The organism is Pseudomonas sp. AOB-7, assembly GCF_003696305.1.
GTDB lineage: Bacteria > Pseudomonadota > Gammaproteobacteria > Pseudomonadales > Pseudomonadaceae > Aquipseudomonas.
The window spans coordinates 148,705-166,274 of record NZ_RFFK01000008.1; the positions used below are offsets into that span (position 1 = coordinate 148,705).

The 17,570-nt window shown below is 68.7% G+C and carries 16 protein-coding genes and 1 riboswitch; of the genes, 10 read left to right on the forward strand and 6 right to left on the reverse strand.

Annotated elements, in window-relative coordinates; translation table 11 throughout:
- Nucleotides 1-61: 61 nt before the first annotated feature.
- Nucleotides 62-1,471: an adenosylhomocysteinase gene (gene ahcY, locus EA796_RS16250; RefSeq protein ID WP_122109352.1), complete on the reverse strand. Its 1,410-nt coding sequence runs from the start codon at nt 1,469-1,471 to the stop codon at nt 62-64.
- Nucleotides 1,472-1,493: 22 nt separating this feature from the next.
- Nucleotides 1,494-1,587, reverse strand: a riboswitch (S-adenosyl-L-homocysteine riboswitch).
- Nucleotides 1,588-1,809: 222 nt separating this feature from the next.
- Between ahcY and EA796_RS16255 the strand changes: the two genes are divergently transcribed.
- The 3 genes from EA796_RS16255 to EA796_RS16265 all read left to right on the forward strand — a co-directional run bounded on the left by EA796_RS16255 (nt 1,810) and on the right by EA796_RS16265 (nt 4,517).
- Nucleotides 1,810-2,196, forward strand: coding sequence for an MAPEG family protein (locus tag EA796_RS16255; protein WP_021444299.1), 387 nt, complete (start codon nt 1,810-1,812; stop codon nt 2,194-2,196).
- Between the two features lie 150 nt (nt 2,197-2,346).
- Nucleotides 2,347-3,936 carry a methyl-accepting chemotaxis protein gene (locus EA796_RS16260; RefSeq protein WP_122109353.1) on the forward strand — a complete coding sequence of 530 codons (1,590 nt, stop codon included), beginning with the start codon at nt 2,347-2,349 and terminating at the stop codon, nt 3,934-3,936.
- A gap of 134 nt (nt 3,937-4,070) precedes the next feature.
- The gene (locus tag EA796_RS16265) at nt 4,071-4,517 is read left to right on the forward strand and encodes a cytochrome c (RefSeq protein ID WP_122109354.1); all 447 of its coding nucleotides are present in this window, start codon (nt 4,071-4,073) and stop codon (nt 4,515-4,517) included.
- On the opposite strand, the gene EA796_RS16270 is transcribed toward EA796_RS16265, so the two are convergent.
- From EA796_RS16270 to EA796_RS16290, 5 genes are all read right to left on the reverse strand, one after another.
- Nucleotides 4,518-4,898, reverse strand: a complete 381-nt coding sequence (locus tag EA796_RS16270; RefSeq protein WP_021445999.1) for a DUF1090 domain-containing protein — start codon at nt 4,896-4,898, stop codon at nt 4,518-4,520.
- A gap of 110 nt (nt 4,899-5,008) precedes the next feature.
- Nucleotides 5,009-6,700 carry an NAD-dependent DNA ligase LigB gene (gene ligB / locus EA796_RS16275; protein WP_122109355.1) on the reverse strand — a complete coding sequence of 564 codons (1,692 nt, stop codon included), beginning with the start codon at nt 6,698-6,700 and terminating at the stop codon, nt 5,009-5,011.
- A 183-nt stretch (nt 6,701-6,883) separates the two neighbouring features.
- Nucleotides 6,884-8,074 (reverse strand): methionine adenosyltransferase, encoded by a 1,191-nt coding sequence (gene metK, locus EA796_RS16280; protein WP_122109356.1) that lies wholly within the window; start codon nt 8,072-8,074, stop codon nt 6,884-6,886.
- Nucleotides 8,075-9,076 carry a metalloregulator ArsR/SmtB family transcription factor gene (locus EA796_RS16285; RefSeq protein WP_122109357.1) on the reverse strand — a complete coding sequence of 334 codons (1,002 nt, stop codon included), beginning with the start codon at nt 9,074-9,076 and terminating at the stop codon, nt 8,075-8,077.
- A 73-nt stretch (nt 9,077-9,149) separates the two neighbouring features.
- Nucleotides 9,150-10,031 (reverse strand): LysR family transcriptional regulator, encoded by an 882-nt coding sequence (locus EA796_RS16290; RefSeq protein ID WP_122109358.1) that lies wholly within the window; start codon nt 10,029-10,031, stop codon nt 9,150-9,152.
- 115 nt (nt 10,032-10,146) lie between these two features.
- On the opposite strand from EA796_RS16290, the gene EA796_RS16295 reads away from it, so the two are divergent.
- The 7 genes from EA796_RS16295 to fba all read left to right on the forward strand — a co-directional run bounded on the left by EA796_RS16295 (nt 10,147) and on the right by fba (nt 17,552).
- The gene (locus tag EA796_RS16295; RefSeq protein WP_122109359.1) at nt 10,147-11,301 is read left to right on the forward strand and encodes a TDT family transporter; all 1,155 of its coding nucleotides are present in this window, start codon (nt 10,147-10,149) and stop codon (nt 11,299-11,301) included.
- A 113-nt stretch (nt 11,302-11,414) separates the two neighbouring features.
- Complete coding sequence (gene tkt, locus EA796_RS16300) at nt 11,415-13,415, forward strand: transketolase (RefSeq protein ID WP_122109360.1); 2,001 nt, start codon at nt 11,415-11,417, stop codon at nt 13,413-13,415.
- A 91-nt stretch (nt 13,416-13,506) separates the two neighbouring features.
- Nucleotides 13,507-14,574 carry an erythrose-4-phosphate dehydrogenase gene (gene epd / locus EA796_RS16305; protein ID WP_122109361.1) on the forward strand — a complete coding sequence of 356 codons (1,068 nt, stop codon included), beginning with the start codon at nt 13,507-13,509 and terminating at the stop codon, nt 14,572-14,574.
- A gap of 4 nt (nt 14,575-14,578) precedes the next feature.
- Nucleotides 14,579-15,739, forward strand: coding sequence for a phosphoglycerate kinase (locus EA796_RS16310; protein WP_122109362.1), 1,161 nt, complete (start codon nt 14,579-14,581; stop codon nt 15,737-15,739).
- Between the two features lie 68 nt (nt 15,740-15,807).
- Nucleotides 15,808-15,993, forward strand: coding sequence for a hypothetical protein (locus EA796_RS16315; protein WP_021446164.1), 186 nt, complete (start codon nt 15,808-15,810; stop codon nt 15,991-15,993).
- Nucleotides 15,994-16,006: 13 nt separating this feature from the next.
- Nucleotides 16,007-16,327 carry an MliC family protein gene (locus tag EA796_RS16320; protein WP_122109363.1) on the forward strand — a complete coding sequence of 107 codons (321 nt, stop codon included), beginning with the start codon at nt 16,007-16,009 and terminating at the stop codon, nt 16,325-16,327.
- Nucleotides 16,328-16,487: 160 nt separating this feature from the next.
- Nucleotides 16,488-17,552 (forward strand): class II fructose-bisphosphate aldolase, encoded by a 1,065-nt coding sequence (fba, locus tag EA796_RS16325; protein WP_021446166.1) that lies wholly within the window; start codon nt 16,488-16,490, stop codon nt 17,550-17,552.
- The last annotated feature ends 18 nt before the right edge of the window (nt 17,553-17,570 follow it).

Consider the following 17,570-nt stretch of genomic DNA (forward strand, 5'->3'; position numbering starts at 1 on the left):
GACATGCTCGAGCAGGTGGGCAGGCCGCTCGCCGGCCTGCCCACCCTACGCCTGGTGCTGCTTAGTAGCGGTAGGCGTCCGGCTTGAACGGGCCTTCCACGGTGACGCCGATGTACTCGGCCTGCTGCGGGGTCAGGCGGGTGACCACGCCGCCGAAGCCCTTGACCATCTCCAGCGCCACTTCTTCGTCGAGCTTCTTCGGCAGCACTTCCACGGTCAGGCGCTCGGCCTTCTTCTCGGCCGGCAGGTCGGCGAACTTCTGCTCGAACAGGAAGATCTGCGCCAGCACCTGGTTGGCGAAGGAGCCGTCCATGATCCGGCTCGGGTGGCCGGTGGCATTGCCCAGGTTCACCAGGCGGCCTTCGGCCAGCAGGATCAGGTAGTCGTCGTTGGCCGGATCGAAAGTGCCGGCGCCGGTGCGGTGGATCTTGTGCACCTGCGGTTTGACCTCTTCCCACGCCCAATTCTTGCGCATGAAGGCCGTATCAATTTCATTATCGAAGTGGCCGATGTTGCACACCACGGCGCGCTTCTTCAGCGCCTTGAGCATGCCCGCGTCGCACACGTTGACGTTGCCGGTGGTGGTGACGATCAGATCGATCTTGCCCAGCAGCGCGGCGTCGACGCTGGCCTCGGTGCCGTCGTTGAGGCCGTTCTTGTACGGCGAGACCAGCTCGAAGCCGTCCATGCAGGCCTGCATGGCGCAGATCGGATCGATCTCGGAGACCTTGACGATCATGCCTTCCTGACGCAGCGACTGCGCCGAGCCCTTGCCCACGTCGCCGTAGCCGATCACCAGCGCCTGCTTGCCCGACAGCAGATGGTCGGTGCCGCGCTTGATGGCGTCGTTGAGGCTGTGGCGGCAGCCGTACTTGTTGTCGTTCTTGCTCTTGGTCACCGCGTCGTTGACGTTGATCGCCGGGACTTTCAGGGTGCCGGCCTTGAGCATGTCGAGCAGGCGGTGCACGCCGGTGGTGGTTTCCTCGGTGACGCCGTGGATGCGCTCGAGCATCTGCGGGTACTTCTTGTGCAGGATCTCGGTCAGGTCGCCGCCGTCGTCCAGCACCATGTTGGCGTCCCACGGCTTACCGTCCTTGAGGATGGTCTGCTCGATGCACCACTCGTACTCCTGCTCGGTCTCGCCCTTCCAGGCGAACACCGGGATGCCGGCGGCGGCGATGGCGGCAGCGGCCTGGTCCTGGGTGGAGAAGATGTTGCAGCTCGACCAGCGCACCTCGGCACCGAGGGCGATCAGGGTCTCGATCAGCACGCCGGTCTGGATGGTCATGTGGATGCAGCCGATGATCTTCGCGCCCTTGAGCGGCTGGCTGGCGGCGTACTTGCGGCGCAGGCCCATCAGCGCCGGCATCTCGGATTCGGCGATGATCAGCTCTTTGCGGCCCCAGTCGGCCAGGGAAATGTCGGCGACCTTGTAGTCGGTAAAACCGGCAGGCGTCAGTACAGCGCTCATGATGAGTTCTCCATTCGTTGTCTGCGAATGGGCGCCGTTGATGCGTATGGTTAACGCCCCATCCGAGCCTGACAAAGTCCGCACCTGGCGGATTTGCTGCAGCGCCCCTCGGACGGGTGGCGGGAGCGGCCGGAGCGGTGCCGGCTGCGTGAAGCTGGCGGATTATAGCCGCGTGCGGCGTGCAGCCCAAGGCTTTCCGTCGGTCTTTGCGCGGCGCCGCTGGCCGTTGCCGCCGACGCATTGGCCGGATCGCCGTCGACTTGTCCCGGCCGGGTCATGGACGCCCGGCCCGCGGGCGGCTCAAGCTGCGCACTCCCTCAGCGAACTGCGGAGCCTGCATGACCCTCGCCTACTGGTGCGTCCTGATCGCCATCGTCCTGCCCTACCTGGCCACCGCCAGCGCCAAGTTCCTCGGCGCCGGCTACGGGCCGCGCGCCAACAGCGACCCGCGCGCCTTCCTCGCCGCTCTGCAGGGCTGGCGCAGGCGTGCCCACAACGCCCAGCTCAACGGCTTCGAGGTGACCCCGGCGTTCGCCGCGGCGGTGATCATCGCCCACCAGGCCGGCGGTGCCGCGCAGGGGCTGCTGGATCAACTGGCGATCGCCTTCGTGCTCAGCCGGGTGCTGTACTTGCTTTGCTACCTGGCCGACTGGGGACCGATCCGTACGCTGGTGTGGTTCGCCGGCATGGGCCTGATCGTCGCCCTGTTCGTGGTCTCGGCCTGAGCCGAAACGGCGCGTGACCGCTCGGTCGGCGCGCCGTTCTGGTGCATTTTGCCGCGTTAAACAGGACGCCAGGCTGCTGGCGGCTGGCCACTTTCTTGCTTGCTCCCGATTATTTGGCGGGGGTTCCCGCCGTCTGCCAGGGAGACTCTCATGTCCGCCACCGCCTTGTTCGACCGCCTGCTCTGCGCCATCGGCCTGCGCACGCTGAATCAGCAGTTCCTGTTTTCCTACGCGCTGATGTTCCTCCTGGCGGTGATCGCCTCGGTGGCGCTGTACCTGAGCATGTCGGTGTCGCCGGAGACCATCAACGTCGCCGGTGCGCAGCGCATGCTCAGCCAGAAGATGACCAAGGAGGCGCTGCTGCTGCGCGAAGGCGTGCTGCCGGCGACCGCCTTGGAAGCGACCATGGCGCAGTTCGACGGCGCTCACCGCGACCTGCTGGCCGGCAACCCGGCGCGCAATATCAGCGCCATCGCCGAGCCCAACGTGCAGGCGCAGATGAACAAGGTCGGCGTTCTCTGGCAGGGCTTTCGCGGCGAGCTGCAGCGCCTGGTCGGCGGCGACACGGCGGTCGACCTCGCGGCCCTGGAGCAGCAGTCGGTGCAGCTGCTGCGCGAGATGAACCAGGCCGTCGGGCTGATGGCGGCGCACGCCGAGGGTAGCCAGCGGCGGCAGATGTGGCTGGCCTTCGGCTGCGTGCTGGGCATCCTCGCCCTGGTGGTGCTTGGCCGCCAGTTCGGCCTGCGCCCGCTGATGCACAACCTCAATGCGGTGGAGGGCGCGCTGACCCGGGTCGGCTCCGGCGACTTCACCCGCGGCCTGGACGGGCGCCAGGGTGACAACGAGATCGGCCGCATCTTCGCCGGCTACAACCGCATGCAGGAGCAGGTGCGCGGCCTGCTGGCGGAGGTCAAGCGCAGCGGCGAGCGCACCGGCGAACACGTCGGCAGCGTGGTCGGCGCGGCGCAGGCGGCCGGCGACGGCGTGCGCCGCCAGTACGAGGACCTCGACCAGGTGGCCACGGCGATGAACGAGATGAGCGCCACCGTGGCCGAGGTGGCCCGGCATGCCGCGCACGCCGCCGAATCGGCGCGCAGCGCCGACGACTGCGCGCAGAGCGGCCAGCAGGTGGTGCAGCGCAGCGCCGCGCAGATCGCCGAGCTGAGCGCCCAGCTGCAACGCAGCGGCGCCCAGGTGCAGCGCCTGGAGGCGGAAACCACCGGGGTGGGCAAGGTGCTCGAGGTGATCAGGTCGATCGCCGAACAGACCAACCTGCTGGCGCTCAACGCCGCCATCGAGGCGGCGCGCGCCGGCGAGGCCGGGCGTGGTTTCGCCGTGGTCGCCGACGAGGTGCGCACCCTGGCCAGTCGCACCCAGCAGTCCACCGGCGAGATCCAGGCGATGATCCAGCGCCTGCAGAGCGGCGCCCGCGATGCGGTGACGGCGATGCAGCAGAGCGCGCAGCTGGCCGAGGACAACCTCAGTCATATCCGCCAGGCCAGCGAGGTGCTCGACGCCATAGTCGGCGCGGTGGACGGCATCAACGCGCTGAACGCGCAGATCGCCACCGCCGCCGAGCAACAGAGCCAGGTGGCGCAGGAGATCGACCAGCGCGTGACCCATATCTCCAGCCTGGCCGAACGCAGCCAGGGGGAGACCGCAAGCGTGGTGCAGGTCAGCGCGCAGATTCACGGCGAGGTGCGCCAGCTCAACCAGCAGCTGGATCGTTTCCGTACCTGAGTAGCTGGTGCGCACGGCGCCGCCTGCCGCCGTCGGACGGCGGGCGGCGCGACAACTGCGGTAAAACACCGCGCTTGGCCTGATCGGGCCGAGTGGCGATACTGGCCGCCCGTTTTTTTCCGGAAGGCATCGCGATGAAGCTCAAAGCCCTGCTGCTGGCCTGCGCCTGCCTGACCCTGGTCGCCTGCGGCGGCGTCGATCCCGATTCGCCGCTGGGCCAGCGCCAGGCGCTGTTCAAGCAGATGCTCAAGGTCAGCGAGGACCTCGGCGGCATGCTGCGCGGGCGCATTGCCTACGACGAGGCCGGCTTTATCGCTGGCGCCGCCGAGCTGGAGCGCCTGTCGCGCCAGCCCTGGCAGCACTTTCCGCAGGTCCGCGACGACGAGCGCAGCAAGGCCACAGACGAGGTCTGGCAGCGGCAGGCGCAGTTCCAGCAGCTGGCGCGCGAGCTGGAGCAGGCCACCGCCGCCCTGGTGCAGGCCACCGCTGCGCCGCCGCTGCGCCGCGCCGCGCTGGAGCCGGCGGTGCAGCAGGTCGAGGACAGTTGCGAGGCCTGTCACCAGGCGTTTCGCGCCTACTGATCAGCGCGCGAGTTCGGCCTCGGCCTGTTCCAGTTCGGCGCGCGCCTCGGCCAGCTTGGCCTGGCGCTTGGCGATCTTGTCCGGATCGCCCTTGCTCAGCGCATCGCGCAGGTCCATCTCGCGCTGCTCGATCTCCTGCCGCGCCTCGTCGATCTCGGCCTGGCGCTCGGCCTGCAGGGCGCCGTCGTGGCAATGCGCTTCGACCTGCGCCAGGGCCTGTTGCAGGCCGGCCACCTGGTCAGGGTTGTGGTGCTGACGGGCGATCTCGATCTTCTCCTGCAGGGTTTGGCGCTTGGCCGCGCAGCCGCTGACGCCGCTGTCGGCGAAGCTGAAGGCGGTGCTGGCGACCAGCAGGGCGAGCAGGCTGAGCTGACGAATCATGGGCTTGTCCTTATGGCTGGGGTTTGGAGGAAGACCGCGTCGCGGCGCCGGGGTTCGCTGCGGCCGAGCCAGGAAGGCGCTGACCATGATCTGGGTCAAGGTTGCGCGCGCTACTGCGCGGCGGCCTGCAGGCGCGGTTGAAAGGCGGCAATGCCGGCCTGCTGCAACTGCGCGCCGAGGCGCCGCACCTCCGGGTGCTGGAAGAACGCCAGCAGCCGCTCGGCGCCCTGCACGCCGACGCCGCGCTGGCGTTGCCAGTCGGCGCGGCCGCGGGCGAGCAGGCTGGGCCAGTCCGGCGTCGGCTCGGCGGCGAAACCGGGTGGGGCGCCGAGGGCGCGCAGCCATTGCTCGAGCGGGCGCTGGTGGGCCAGGGCGAAGGCCTGCTGCAACTGCGCCGCGCGGCGCGCACCGATGCCCGGCAGGGCCTGCAGCTGGGCGGCGTCCAGTTCCAGCCAGTCGAGCAGGCCCTCCAGCTGGGCGTTCGCCACCAGGCTGTGCCAGGTGCCCGGGCCGACGCCGGGCAGGGCCAGGCCCCCTTTGCCGCCGAGCCAGCCCAGGCGCGCCTGGAACTGCTGGCGGCAGTTCGCGCTGAGGCGCCAGCAGCTCAGCGCGTGGTAGTCGGCCGGATTGGGGGCCTGCACCGGGGCGCGCTGCGGGCTTCGCCAGATCACCCCGTCCAGGCGCGGGATGGTCAGCCCGGCCAGGCGGATGGCCACCTGGTCGCCGGGCCGCACGTCCAGCGTGCGCCAGCCCTGCAGCGAACCCAGGGCGACGCGGCTGATGCGCCGCTCGTCGAGGTCGACCGGCTGCAGGCGCAGGATAGGGGTGATGCGCCCGCTGCGGCCGATGCTGAAGTCCACCGCCTGCACCACCGCCAGCGCCTGGCTCGGCGGGTATTTCCAGGCCACCGCCCAGTGCGGCGCCTCGGCCTGCCAGCGCCGGCCGGGCGGCCGCGCGCCCTGGCGCAGCACCACGCCGTCGCTGGCGAAGGGCAGGGCCTGGCGATACCAGTGCTGGCGCCAATGGCGGGCTTGCTCCGGCGTGTGCAGCGGCTGGGTGTAATCCGCGCTGTCGACGAAACCCAGCGCCTGCAGGCCCTCCAGGCGTGCGCGCATATCCGCCGGGCCGTCCGGCCAGTCCCAGACGAACAGGCCGACAGCGGCCGCCTCGCGCTCGTCCAGGGTCTGCCGCGCCATCAGTCCGGCTACCTTGCCGCGTGCCCCGGCGCCGCCGGCGAGCGCCTGCACATGGCCGTCCAGGCGCCAGTACAGCTCGCCCTGCAGCACCGCATCGAGCGGCTCGCGCAGGCGCCTGGGAATGGCCGGCAACTGCCGCGCCCGCGCCGTCCAGTCCTGGCCCTGGCGGCCGTCGCCGCGGCTGATCGCCTGCTGCAGCGTGCCGCCGCGGTAGACCAGGGTGACCGCCACACCGTCGACCTTGGGTTGAATCCACAGCTCCTCGCGGCTGGCCATCCATTCGCCTATCGCCGCATCGCCGAGCTTGCGCAGACCGGTCTGTGGTATCGGATGGTCGAGCCGGGTGGCGGCGCCGGCCAGCGGCTCGGCCAGCGCCGGGGCGGCGTCGGGGAAGCAGGCGCGCCAGTGCTGCAGACGCTCGCGCGCCTGGTCGTAGAGCTCGTCGGCGACCAGTGAGCGGCCCTGGTTGTGGTAGGCGTCGTCCCAGCGGGCGATCTGCTCGGCGAGGGCATCGAGTTCGGCGCTGGCGCGCCCGGCGGGCCAGTGCGGGCAGGGCTCGGCCTGGGCGGCCAGGGGCAAGAGGAGCAGGGCGATCCAGGCCTTCATGGCAAGCGTCCGTGCTTGGGGGGAAGGCTTGAGCCTAGTCGAGCGCATGCCGGTGCGCGAATGACGCCGCTGCTGCGGCGCGTAGCTCGGGTGCAGCCAGCGTTTCCCGGGTGGCATCCGGGCTACGAGCGGCCAACAAAAAGCCCCGCACGATGGCGGGGCTTCGGCTGTTGCGCTGGGGGCTTACAGACCGGCGGCGGCGCGCAGGTCGGCGGCCTTGTCGGTGCGTTCCCAGGTGAAGGTGGTGAAGCTGTCGTCGCCCACCGTCTTCTGCTGCGGGGTGCGGCCGAAGTGGCCGTAGGCGGCAGTGTCCTGGTACATCGGGTGGAGCAGGTCGAGCATGCGGGTGATGGCGTAGGGCCGCAGGTCGAACACTTCGCGCACCAGCTGGATGATCTTGTCTTCGGCGATCTTGTGGGTGCCGAAGGTGTTGACCGAAATCGAGGTCGGCTGGGCCACGCCGATGGCGTAGGACACCTGGATCTCGCAGCGCTCGGCCAGGCCGGCGGCGACGATGTTCTTGGCCACGTAGCGGCCGGCGTAGGCGGCGCTGCGGTCGACCTTGGACGGGTCCTTGCCGGAGAAGGCGCCGCCGCCGTGACGGGCCATGCCGCCGTAGCTGTCGACGATGATCTTGCGCCCGGTCAGGCCGCAGTCGCCCACCGGGCCGCCGATGACGAACTTGCCGGTCGGGTTGATGTGGTACTGGGTGTCTTTATGCAGCAGTTCGGCCGGCAGGCTGTGCTTGACGATCAGCTCCATCACCGCTTCCTGCAGGTCGTTCTGGCTGATTTCCGGGTTGTGCTGGGTGGACAGCACCACGGCGTCGATGCCGACCACCTTGCCGTTCTCGTAGCGGCAGGTGACCTGGGATTTCGCGTCCGGGCGCAGCCAGGGCAGCAGGCCGGACTTGCGCGCCTCGGCCTGGCGCTCGACCAGGGCGTGGGACAGGCGGATCGGCGCCGGCATCAGCACGTCGGTCTCGTTGCTGGCGTAGCCGAACATCAGGCCCTGATCGCCCGCGCCCTGGTCTTCCGGCTTGGCGCGGTCGACACCCTGGTTGATGTCCGGGGATTGCTTGCCGATGATGTTGAGCACGCCGCAGGTGGCGCCGTCGAAGCCGACGTCGCTGCTGGTGTAGCCGATGTTGCAGATCACGTCGCGGACGATCTGCTCCAGATCGACCCAGGCGCTGGTGGTGACTTCGCCGGCGACGATGGCCACGCCGGTCTTGACCAGGGTTTCCACGGCCACGCGGGCGTGCTTGTCCTGGGCGATGATGGCGTCGAGCACAGCATCGGAAATCTGGTCGGCGATCTTGTCCGGATGCCCCTCGGACACGGACTCGGAGGTAAACAGGGAATATTCGCTCATCTATCGGTTCCTTTCTTGCCGGAGGCTGAGGGCGCTGCGCGCATCGGGTTTGGCGAAGTGCCGTAACTGAATTTGAAAGCCGTTCTTCAGGCCAATGTAGAGGCTCTCGCCGGCAACCAGGCCGGCAGCGCTGGCCCAGCGGGCCAGGTCGTCCTGTTCGAAGCCGAGCCAGAGATCGCCGCAGGCCTCCCTGGCCCAGCTCTGGTCGTGGCTGCACAGCTCGCTGAGCAGCAGGCTGCCGCCGGGCGCGACCAGCCGCGCCAGCTGGCGGAAGGCCTCGGCCGGGGTGGCGAAGTGGTGCAGCACCATGTTCAGCACCACGCAATCGGCGGCCGCTTGCTCGTCCTGCAGGGCGTCGGCCAGGCGCAGCTCGACGTTGTCCAGGCCTTCGCCGACGCAGCGCTGACGCGCCAGTTCGAGCATCGCCGGGCTGTTGTCCAGCGCCGTGACACGGGCGAAGCGGCGCGCCAGCTCGGGCAGGAAGGCGCCGTCGCCGGGGCCGATTTCCAGCGCGCTGGCGGTCGGCGCGAAGTGCAGCGCATCGAGCAGCGCCAGCAGGCTGTCGCGGTACTGCGCAAGGCTCGCGATCAGGTCCTGCTGGGCCTGGAAGCTCGCCGCCATGCGCGCGAAGAAGTCGCGGCTGACGGTGGCGCGCTGCTGGTGCACGGTGGCGATGCGTGCCTGCACTTCGCCTGGCAGCGGCAGCTCGTCGATGTCTTCCAGCAGCGCTGCATGCAGGCGGCCGCCCGGCAGCGCACGGCGGTAGAAGATCGCGTTGCCTTCGCGGCGCGTGGCCACCAGGCCGGCCTGGGCCAGCACCTTGAGGTGGTGGCTCATGCCCGACTGGCCGATGGCGAAGATCTGCGCCAGCTCCAGCACGCCGAACGAGTCGTTGCTCAGCGCGCGCAGCACGTTCAGGCGCAGCGCATCGCCGCCGGCCTTGCACAGGGCGGCGAGCTCGTCGCAGGGGTCGAAGTCCAGCTGGGAGGCACGCAGGGTCATGGTGGCGCAGTCTAGTCGGTCATTTTTCATCCAGCAACAGCAATATCAAAAAGTTTTGATATTGCTCGAGGGCTCATTCCGGCGCTTCGCTCAGCGCCAGGAAGGCCGCCGGCGCCGGGCTCAGGCTGGCGCCGGGACGCCACAGCACATGCAGCTCGCGCTCGATCTGCAGGTCGGCTACCGCCAGGCGGCGCAGCTCGCCGCTGGCCAGCTCGCGTTCGACCACCCGTTGCGACAGCCAGGCGATGCCCTGACCGTCGGCGAGCAGGCGCTTGAGCGCCTCGGTGCTGCCGATGGCCATGCCGGCGCGCGGTTCCAGACCGTGGGCCCGGTAGGCCTGCTCGACGCTGGCGCGCGCGCCCGAGCCGGGTTCGCGCATATACAGCGGGTAGGCCTGCAGGTCCGCCGCCTGCAGCCGCTCGACCCCGGCCAGTGGATGCCGCGGTGCCACCACCGGCAACAGCGCGTCGCGCGCCAGCAGGCGGTGATCGTAATCGGCTCGGGCGAAGGGGCCTTCGACGAAGCCCAGGCTGATCCGGCCCTCGTCGAGCTGGCGGGTCACCGCCTCGGTGTTGCTCACCTCCAGGCCGACGAAGATCTGCGGGTGCAGCGCGCGGAAGCGGTTGATCAACGGCGGTAGCAGGTAGGCGCCGAGGGTGGCGCTGGCGCCCAGGTGCAGCTCGCCCTGTTCCAGCTGGGCGAAGTCGCGCAGGTCGCGCTCGGCCGCCTGCTCCAGGGCGAAGATGCGCCGCGCGTAGTCGTGCAGGCGCCGGCCGCCTTCGGTCAGGCGCACGCCGCGGGCCTGGCGGTCGAACAGGCGCAGCTCGAGGCTGGCCTCCAGGTCGCGGATCTCGCGGGTCACCGCCGGCTGGCTGATATGCAGGCGCGCGGCGCCGGCGCTGATGCTGCCGGCCTCGGCCACGACGAGAAAGACCTTGAGGTGATGCAGGTTCACGCGGTCTACCTATAAATGGAAGGCATGCAAAAGATGCTGAATATGTATTTTTAATATGGCAGCTGCGGCCCTAGGCTGACCACCCCTTCAGCCATGCCACGGGATCACCCGATTCATGCCGCGCCCCTTCAGTCGTCTGCCCGAACCGCTCGCCTTTATCCGCCACTTCACCCCCAACTGGTTCGCCATGACCATGGGCACCGGCGTGCTGGCGCTGGTGCTGGCCCATCTGCCGTGGCAGCTGCCGGGCCTGTATGCGCTGGCCGAAGGGTTGTGGCTATTCGGCGTGGCGCTGTTCGCGCTGTTTAGCCTGCTGTTTGTGCTGCGCCTGGCGCTGTTTCGCGAGACGCTCTGGCCGATGCTGCTGCACCCGGTGCAGTCGATGTTCCTCGGCGCCATTCCCATGGGCCTGGCGGTGCTGCTCAAGGGCCTGCTGCTGTTCGGCGTGCCGCGCTGGGGCGAGGCCGTCTATGCGCTGGCGCATGCCCTGTGGTGGCTGGACGCCGCGTTGGCGCTGCTCGGCGCGCTGCTGGTGCCCTACCTGATGTTCACCCGGCAGAACCACGCGCTGGAGAAACTCACCGCCGTCTGGCTGCTGCCCATAGTCGCGCCGGAGGTGGCCGCCAGCACCACCGGCTCGCTGGCGCCGCACCTCTCTGCCGCGGACGCGCAGCAACTGCTGGTGGCCGGCTTCGTGCTCTGGGGGCTGTCGCTGTCGCTGGCCTTCTCGCTGATCACCCTGGTGCTGCTGCGCCTGGCCCTGCACAAGCTGCCGGACACCGATTTCGCCGCCACCAGCTGGCTGCCGCTGGGGCCGCTGGCCACCGGCTGCCTCGGTCTGCTGAGCATGGGCCAGGCGGCGCCGGCGGCCTTCGCCGGCACGCCGCTGGCCGGCGCCGCCGAGCTGGCGCGCGACCTCGGCCTGCTCGGCGGCCTGGCGCTGTGGGGCGCCGGGCTCTGGTGGCTGGTGATCGCCAGCCTGTTCACCCGTCACTACATCCGCGACAACATGCCGTTCAACCTCGGCTGGTGGGGCTTCACCTTCCCGTTGGGGGTGTTCACCCTGGCCACCTTCGAGCTGCAGGCGCTGACCGGCCTGGCCTTTTTCGCCCTGATCGGCCTGGTGCTGACGGTGCAACTGAGCGCGGTCTGGTCGCTGGTGTTGAGTCGCACCCTGGCCGGCGTCTGGCACGGCGAACTGTTCCAGGCGCCCTGTCTGAGTGGTCCGGGCAGCCCGGCGGTGAGCGTATTGAGCGAGCAGGCGGGCTGATTCGGCGCGATCTGCGACCATCTGTCATTGCCCCGCGGGGGCCGGCTGGGCGAAAATGGCCGCCTTTTTCGCCCCTTCATCAAGAAGCAGCCCCCCCGTAGGAGATTTGAGCGATGCCCAGCCGTCGTGAGCGAGCCAATGCCATCCGTGCCCTGAGCATGGATGCCGTGCAGAAAGCCAACAGCGGCCACCCCGGTGCCCCCATGGGCATGGCGGACATCGCCGAAGTGCTGTGGCGCGACTACCTCAAGCACAACCCGAGCAACCCGAATTTCGCCGACCGCGACCGCTTCGTGCTGTCCAACGGCCATGGTTCGATGCTGATCTACTCGCTGCTGCACCTGACCGGCTACGACCTCGGCATCGAGGACCTCAAGCAGTTCCGCCAGCTGCACAGCCGCACCCCGGGCCACCCGGAATACGGCTACACCCCGGGCGTGGAAACCACCACCGGCCCGCTCGGCCAGGGCATCGCCAACGCCGTCGGCTTCGCCATCGCCGAGAAGGTGCTGGGCGCGCAGTTCAACCGCGACGGCCACCAGATCGTCGACCACTTCACCTACGCCTTCCTCGGCGACGGCTGCATGATGGAAGGCATCAGCCATGAAGTCTGCTCGCTGGCCGGCACCCTGGGCCTGGGCAAGCTGATCGCCTTCTACGACGACAACGGCATCTCCATCGACGGCGAGGTCGAGGGCTGGTTCACCGACGACACGCCCAAGCGCTTCGAGGCCTACGGCTGGCAGGTGATCCGCAACGTCGACGGCCACGACGCCGAAGAGATCAAGATGGCCATCGACACCGCGCGCAAGAGCGCGGACCAGCCGACCCTGATCTGCTGCAAGACCACCATCGGCTTCGGCTCGCCGAACAAGCAGGGCAAGGAGGAGTGCCACGGCGCGCCGCTGGGCAATGACGAGATCGCCCTGACCCGCGCCGCCCTGGGCTGGAACCATGGCCCCTTCGAAATCCCGGCGGAGATCTATGCCGAGTGGGACGCCAAGGAAGCCGGCGCCGCCGCCGAGGCCGCCTGGAACGAGAAGTTCGCGGCCTACGCCGCCGCCCATCCTGAGCTGGCTGCCGAGTTCAAGCGCCGCATCGCTGGCGAGCTGCCGGCCGATTTCGCCGCCAAAGCCGCCGCCTATATCAAGGACGTCGCCGAGAAGGGCGAGACCATCGCCAGCCGCAAGGCCAGTCAGAACGCGCTGAACGCCTTCGGCCCGCTGCTGCCGGAATTTCTCGGCGGCTCGGCCGACCTGGCCGGCTCCAACCTGACCCTGTGGAAGGGCTGCAAGGGCGTCACCGCCGAGGACGCTTCGGGCAACTACCTGTTCTACGGCGTGCGCGAGTTCGGCATGAGCGCGATCATGAACGGCATCGCCCTGCACGGCGGCTTCGTGCCCTACGGCGCGACCTTCCTGATCTTCATGGAATACGCCCGTAACGCCGTGCGCATGTCGGCGCTGATGAAGCAGCGCGTGCTCTATGTCTTTACCCACGACTCCATCGGCCTGGGCGAAGACGGCCCGACTCACCAGCCGATCGAGCAGCTGGCCAGCCTGCGTGGCACGCCGAACCTGGACACCTGGCGCCCCTGCGACGCGGTGGAATCCGCCGTGGCCTGGAAGCACGCCATCGAGCGTAATGACGGCCCGTCCGCGCTGATCTTCAGCCGCCAGAACCTGCCGCACCAGGCGCGCGATGCCCAGCAGCTGGGCGATATCGCCCGTGGTGGCTACGTGCTGAAAGACTGCAGCGGCGAGCCGGAACTGATCCTGATCGCCACCGGCTCCGAGGTTGGCCTGGCCATGCAGGCCGCGGCCAAGCTGCAGGAGCAGGGCCGCCAGGTGCGCGTGGTGTCGATGCCGTCGACCAGCGTGTTCGACCAGCAGGACGCCGCCTACAAGCAGGCCGTGCTGCCGCTGCAGGTCGGCGCGCGCATCGCCATCGAGGCCTCGCACGCCGACTACTGGTACAAGTACGTCGGCCTGGAAGGTCGCATCATCGGCATGGCCAGCTTCGGCGAGTCGGCGCCGGCGCCGGCGCTGTTCGAGCACTTCGGCTTCACCGTCGAGAACATCCTCGCCACCGCCGACGAGCTGCTGGACGCGTAGGATGGCTTGAGCGACGCGATACCCATCGATCTGCCGTGATGGGTATCGCAGGCTCAACCCTTCCTGCGGTCGCCATCCATTCGAGATCGCCATGTCCCATCGCCCCTACCGCGTCGCCCTCAATGGCTATGGCCGCATCGGCCGCTGCGTGCTGCGCGCCTTGCACGAGCGCGGCGCCGGGGCGGGCCTGGAGATAGTCGCGCTGAACGACCTGGCCGATCAGGCCAGCATCGAATACCTGACCCGCTTCGACTCCACCCACGGGCGTTTTCCCGGCGAGGTCAGGGTCGACGGTGACTGCCTGCATATCAACGGCGACTGCGTGAAGGTGCTGCGCCAGAGCGAGCCCGAGGCCGTCGACTGGGCGGCGCTGGATATCGACCTGCTGCTGGAGTGCTCCGGCGCCTACCACAGCCGCGCCGACGGCCAGCGCTTCCTCGACGCCGGCGCGCCGCGGGTGCTGTTCTCCCAGCCCATGGCCGGCGAGGCCGATATCGACGCCACCGTGGTCTACGGGGTCAACCAGGCCTGCCTGACGGGCGCCGAGCGACTGGTGTCCAACGCCTCCTGCACCACCAACTGCGGCGTGCCGCTGCTCAAGTTGTTGAACGAGGCGGTGGGGCTGGAGTACGTCTCCATCACCACCATCCACTCGGCGATGAACGACCAACCGGTGATCGACGCCTACCACCACGAAGACCTGCGCCGCACGCGCTCGGCCTTCCAGTCGGTGATCCCGGTGTCCACCGGGCTGGCGCGAGGCATCGAGCGTCTGCTGCCGGAGCTGAGCGGGCGTATCCAGGCCAAGGCCATCCGGGTGCCGACGGTCAACGTCTCCTGCCTCGACATCACCCTGCAGACCGCCCGCGATACCAGTGCCGCCGAGATCAACCGGGTGCTGCGTCAGGCGGCGGAAAGTGGCCCGCTCAAGGGGCTGCTGGCCTACACCGAGCTGCCGCACGCCAGCTGCGATTTCAACCACGACCCGCACTCGGCCATAGTCGACGGCAGCCAGACCCGTGTGTCCGGCCCGCGCCTGGTCAACCTGCTGGCCTGGTTCGACAACGAGTGGGGCTTCGCCAACCGCATGCTCGATGTCGCCGAACATTTTCTCGCTGTATCCACTTCCTCCGTACAACCAGCCCCCGTGAAGGACTGATGCCATGACCGTTCTGAAGATGACCGACCTCGACCTCGCCGGTAAGCGCGTGCTGATCCGCGAAGACCTCAACGTCCCGGTGAAGGACGGCGTGGTCAAGAGCGATGCGCGCATCCTCGCCGCCCTGCCGACCATCAAGCTGGCGCTGGAAAAGGGCGCGGCGGTGCTGGTCTGCTCGCACCTGGGCCGGCCGGAAGAGGGCGTGTACAGCGAGCAAGACAGCCTGGCGCCGGTCGCCGCCTACCTGAGCCAGGCGCTCGGCCGCGAAGTGCCGCTGGTCAAGGACTACCTCGGCGGTGTCGAGGTCAAGGCCGGTGAGCTGGTGCTGCTGGAGAACGTGCGCTTCAACAAGGGCGAGAAGAAGAGCAGCGACGAGCTGGCGCAGCAGTACGCGGCGCTGTGCGACGTGTTCGTGATGGACGCCTTCGGCACCGCCCACCGCGCCCAGGGCTCGACCCACGGCGTGGCCAAGTTCGCCAAGGTCGCCTGCGCCGGCCCCCTGCTGGCCGCCGAGCTGGACGCCCTGGGCAAGGCCCTGGACAAGCCGGCCCGCCCAATGCTGGCCATCGTCGCCGGCTCCAAGGTGTCGACCAAGCTGGACGTGCTCAACTCCCTGGCCGACATCTGCGACTCGCTGATCGTCGGCGGCGGCATCGCCAACACCTTCCTCGCCGCGGCCGGCCTGCCGGTGGGCAAGTCGCTGTACGAGGCCGACCTGGTCGACACCGCCCGCGCCATCGCCGCCAAGGTCAGCGTGCCGCTGCCGGTGGACGTGGTGGTGGCCAAGGAATTCGCCGAATCGGCCTCCGCCACCGTCAAGGCGGTCAAGGACGTGGCGGAGGACGACATGATCCTCGACATCGGCCCGCAGACCGCGGCGATGTTCGCCGAGATGCTCAAGGCCTCGCAGACCATCCTGTGGAACGGCCCGGTCGGCGTGTTCGAGTTCGACCAGTTCGGCAACGGTACCAAGGCCCTGGCCCTGGCCATCGCCGAGAGCCCGGCGTTCTCCATCGCCGGCGGCGGCGACACCCTGGCGGCCATCGACAAGTACGGCGTGGCCGAGCAGATCTCCTACATCTCCACCGGCGGCGGTGCCTTCCTCGAATTCGTCGAGGGCAAGGTGCTGCCGGCCGTGGAAGTGCTGGAGCAGCGCGCGGAGTAAACCGAATTAAACCCTGGCGTGATCGGGCGGTCTGTTACAACTGGAACAAGCGCACAAGGAGTCACGCCATGGTCAAGCTAGCCGCGTTGGGCATCATCGGGATTTTCCTGGCCGGCTGTGCCGGTGGACGGGAGCAGGCCTGCGAGGTGTTCAGCCCGGCGCCGATCGACCTGCCGACCACCCAGGACGATCGGCGCATCGAAGGGCAAAGCAGTGGCGACCCTACCGGCACGGTGCCGGAGCAGCGCTGCTGACAGGGAGCGATAAATGGATACGAGGATTCTTGCCGCGCTGGCGGCCGTGGCACTGGCGGGGTGCAGCAGCCAGTCGCAGGCGCCGGATCAGTGGACCCGCTGGGTCTGCGACAGCCAGGCCGAGCTGCAGTGGCGCTTCGCCGATGGCGGCTACGATCAGATCGACCTGCGCCTGGGCGGCGACGATATCGTCTACCGCCTGACTCAGGAACCGGCGGCCTCGGGCGCCTTGTACAGCGACGGGCGGCTGTCCTTCCACACCAAGGGCGAGGAAGGCCTGGTCTACTGGACCGCGACCGACGACCTGATCGGCCGCGGCTGCAAGGCGCCCTGAGGTATAGCCCGGATACAATCCGGGGCATGGAAATGACTAGCCCCGGCAGAGCCGGGGGCGGAGCCGGGGACGACCCCCTGTCCCGCGAAACTTGAACAACGCCGGCCCCTGCGGCAGGCTTGCACGATTAACGACCTCCAAACCGGGAGACAGGAACACCATGGCACTTATCAGCATGCGCCAGATGCTCGACCACGCCGCCGAATTCGGCTACGGCGTGCCGGCCTTCAACGTCAACAACCTCGAGCAGATGCGCGCCATCATGGAAGCCGCCGACAAGACCGATTCGCCGGTCATCGTCCAGGCCTCCGCTGGTGCCCGCAAGTACGCCGGTGCGCCCTTCCTGCGTCACCTGATCCTCGCCGCCATCGAAGAATTCCCGCACATCCCGGTGTGCATGCACCAGGACCACGGCACCAGCCCGGACGTGTGCCAGCGCTCGATCCAGCTGGGTTTTTCCTCGGTGATGATGGACGGCTCGCTGAAGGAAGACGGCAAGACCCCGGCCGACTACGACTACAACGTGCGCGTGACCCAGCAGACCGTGGCCTTCGCCCACGCCTGCGGCGTGTCCGTGGAAGGCGAGCTGGGCTGCCTGGGCAGCCTGGAAACCGGCATGGCCGGTGAGGAAGACGGCGTCGGCGCCGAAGGCGTGCTCGATCACAGCCAGCTGCTCACCGACCCGGAAGAGGCCGCCGACTTCGTCAAGCGCACCCAGGTCGATGCCCTGGCCATCGCCATCGGCACCAGCCACGGCGCCTACAAGTTCACCAAGCCGCCGACCGGCGACGTGCTGTCGATCGAGCGCATCAAGGAAATCCACAAGCGCATCCCCAATACCCACCTGGTGATGCACGGCTCCTCCTCGGTACCGCAGGAGTGGCTGAAGGTGATCAACGAGTTCGGCGGCGACATCAAGGAAACCTACGGCGTGCCGGTCGAGGAAATCGTCGAAGGCATCAAGCACGGCGTGCGCAAGGTCAACATCGACACCGACCTGCGCCTGGCTTCCACCGGTGCCATTCGCCGCATGATGGCCGAGCACCCGAGCGAGTTCGACCCGCGCAAGTTCTTCGCCAAGACCATAGTCGCCATGCGCGACATCTGCATCGCCCGCTACGAAGCCTTCGGCACTGCCGGCAACGCCTCCAAGATCAAGCCGATCTCCCTGGAAGGCATGTACCAGCGTTACGCCAGTGGCGAGCTGGCCGCCAAGGTCAACTGACCCCGTCGCGACCGCCTG

What these genes read in the sequence shown, in the direction of transcription:
- ligB (WP_122109355.1), bottom strand. Translation starts at nt 6,700, where the DNA reads ATGAAGGCCTGGATCGCCCTGCTCCTCTTGCCCCTGGCCGCCCAGGCC.
- ahcY (WP_122109352.1), bottom strand. Translation starts at nt 1,471, where the DNA reads ATGAGCGCTGTACTGACGCCTGCCGGTTTTACCGACTACAAGGTCGCC.
- EA796_RS16315 (WP_021446164.1), top strand. Translation starts at nt 15,808, where the DNA reads ATGGTCAAGCTAGCCGCGTTGGGCATCATCGGGATTTTCCTGGCCGGC.
- EA796_RS16310 (WP_122109362.1), top strand. Translation starts at nt 14,579, where the DNA reads ATGACCGTTCTGAAGATGACCGACCTCGACCTCGCCGGTAAGCGCGTG.
- EA796_RS16295 (WP_122109359.1), top strand. Translation starts at nt 10,147, where the DNA reads ATGCCGCGCCCCTTCAGTCGTCTGCCCGAACCGCTCGCCTTTATCCGC.
- EA796_RS16270 (WP_021445999.1), bottom strand. Translation starts at nt 4,898, where the DNA reads ATGATTCGTCAGCTCAGCCTGCTCGCCCTGCTGGTCGCCAGCACCGCC.
- fba (WP_021446166.1), top strand. Translation starts at nt 16,488, where the DNA reads ATGGCACTTATCAGCATGCGCCAGATGCTCGACCACGCCGCCGAATTC.
- EA796_RS16265 (WP_122109354.1), top strand. Translation starts at nt 4,071, where the DNA reads ATGAAGCTCAAAGCCCTGCTGCTGGCCTGCGCCTGCCTGACCCTGGTC.
- EA796_RS16285 (WP_122109357.1), bottom strand. Translation starts at nt 9,076, where the DNA reads ATGACCCTGCGTGCCTCCCAGCTGGACTTCGACCCCTGCGACGAGCTC.
- tkt (WP_122109360.1), top strand. Translation starts at nt 11,415, where the DNA reads ATGCCCAGCCGTCGTGAGCGAGCCAATGCCATCCGTGCCCTGAGCATG.
- EA796_RS16320 (WP_122109363.1), top strand. Translation starts at nt 16,007, where the DNA reads ATGGATACGAGGATTCTTGCCGCGCTGGCGGCCGTGGCACTGGCGGGG.
- metK (WP_122109356.1), bottom strand. Translation starts at nt 8,074, where the DNA reads ATGAGCGAATATTCCCTGTTTACCTCCGAGTCCGTGTCCGAGGGGCAT.
- EA796_RS16255 (WP_021444299.1), top strand. Translation starts at nt 1,810, where the DNA reads ATGACCCTCGCCTACTGGTGCGTCCTGATCGCCATCGTCCTGCCCTAC.
- EA796_RS16260 (WP_122109353.1), top strand. Translation starts at nt 2,347, where the DNA reads ATGTCCGCCACCGCCTTGTTCGACCGCCTGCTCTGCGCCATCGGCCTG.
- epd (WP_122109361.1), top strand. Translation starts at nt 13,507, where the DNA reads ATGTCCCATCGCCCCTACCGCGTCGCCCTCAATGGCTATGGCCGCATC.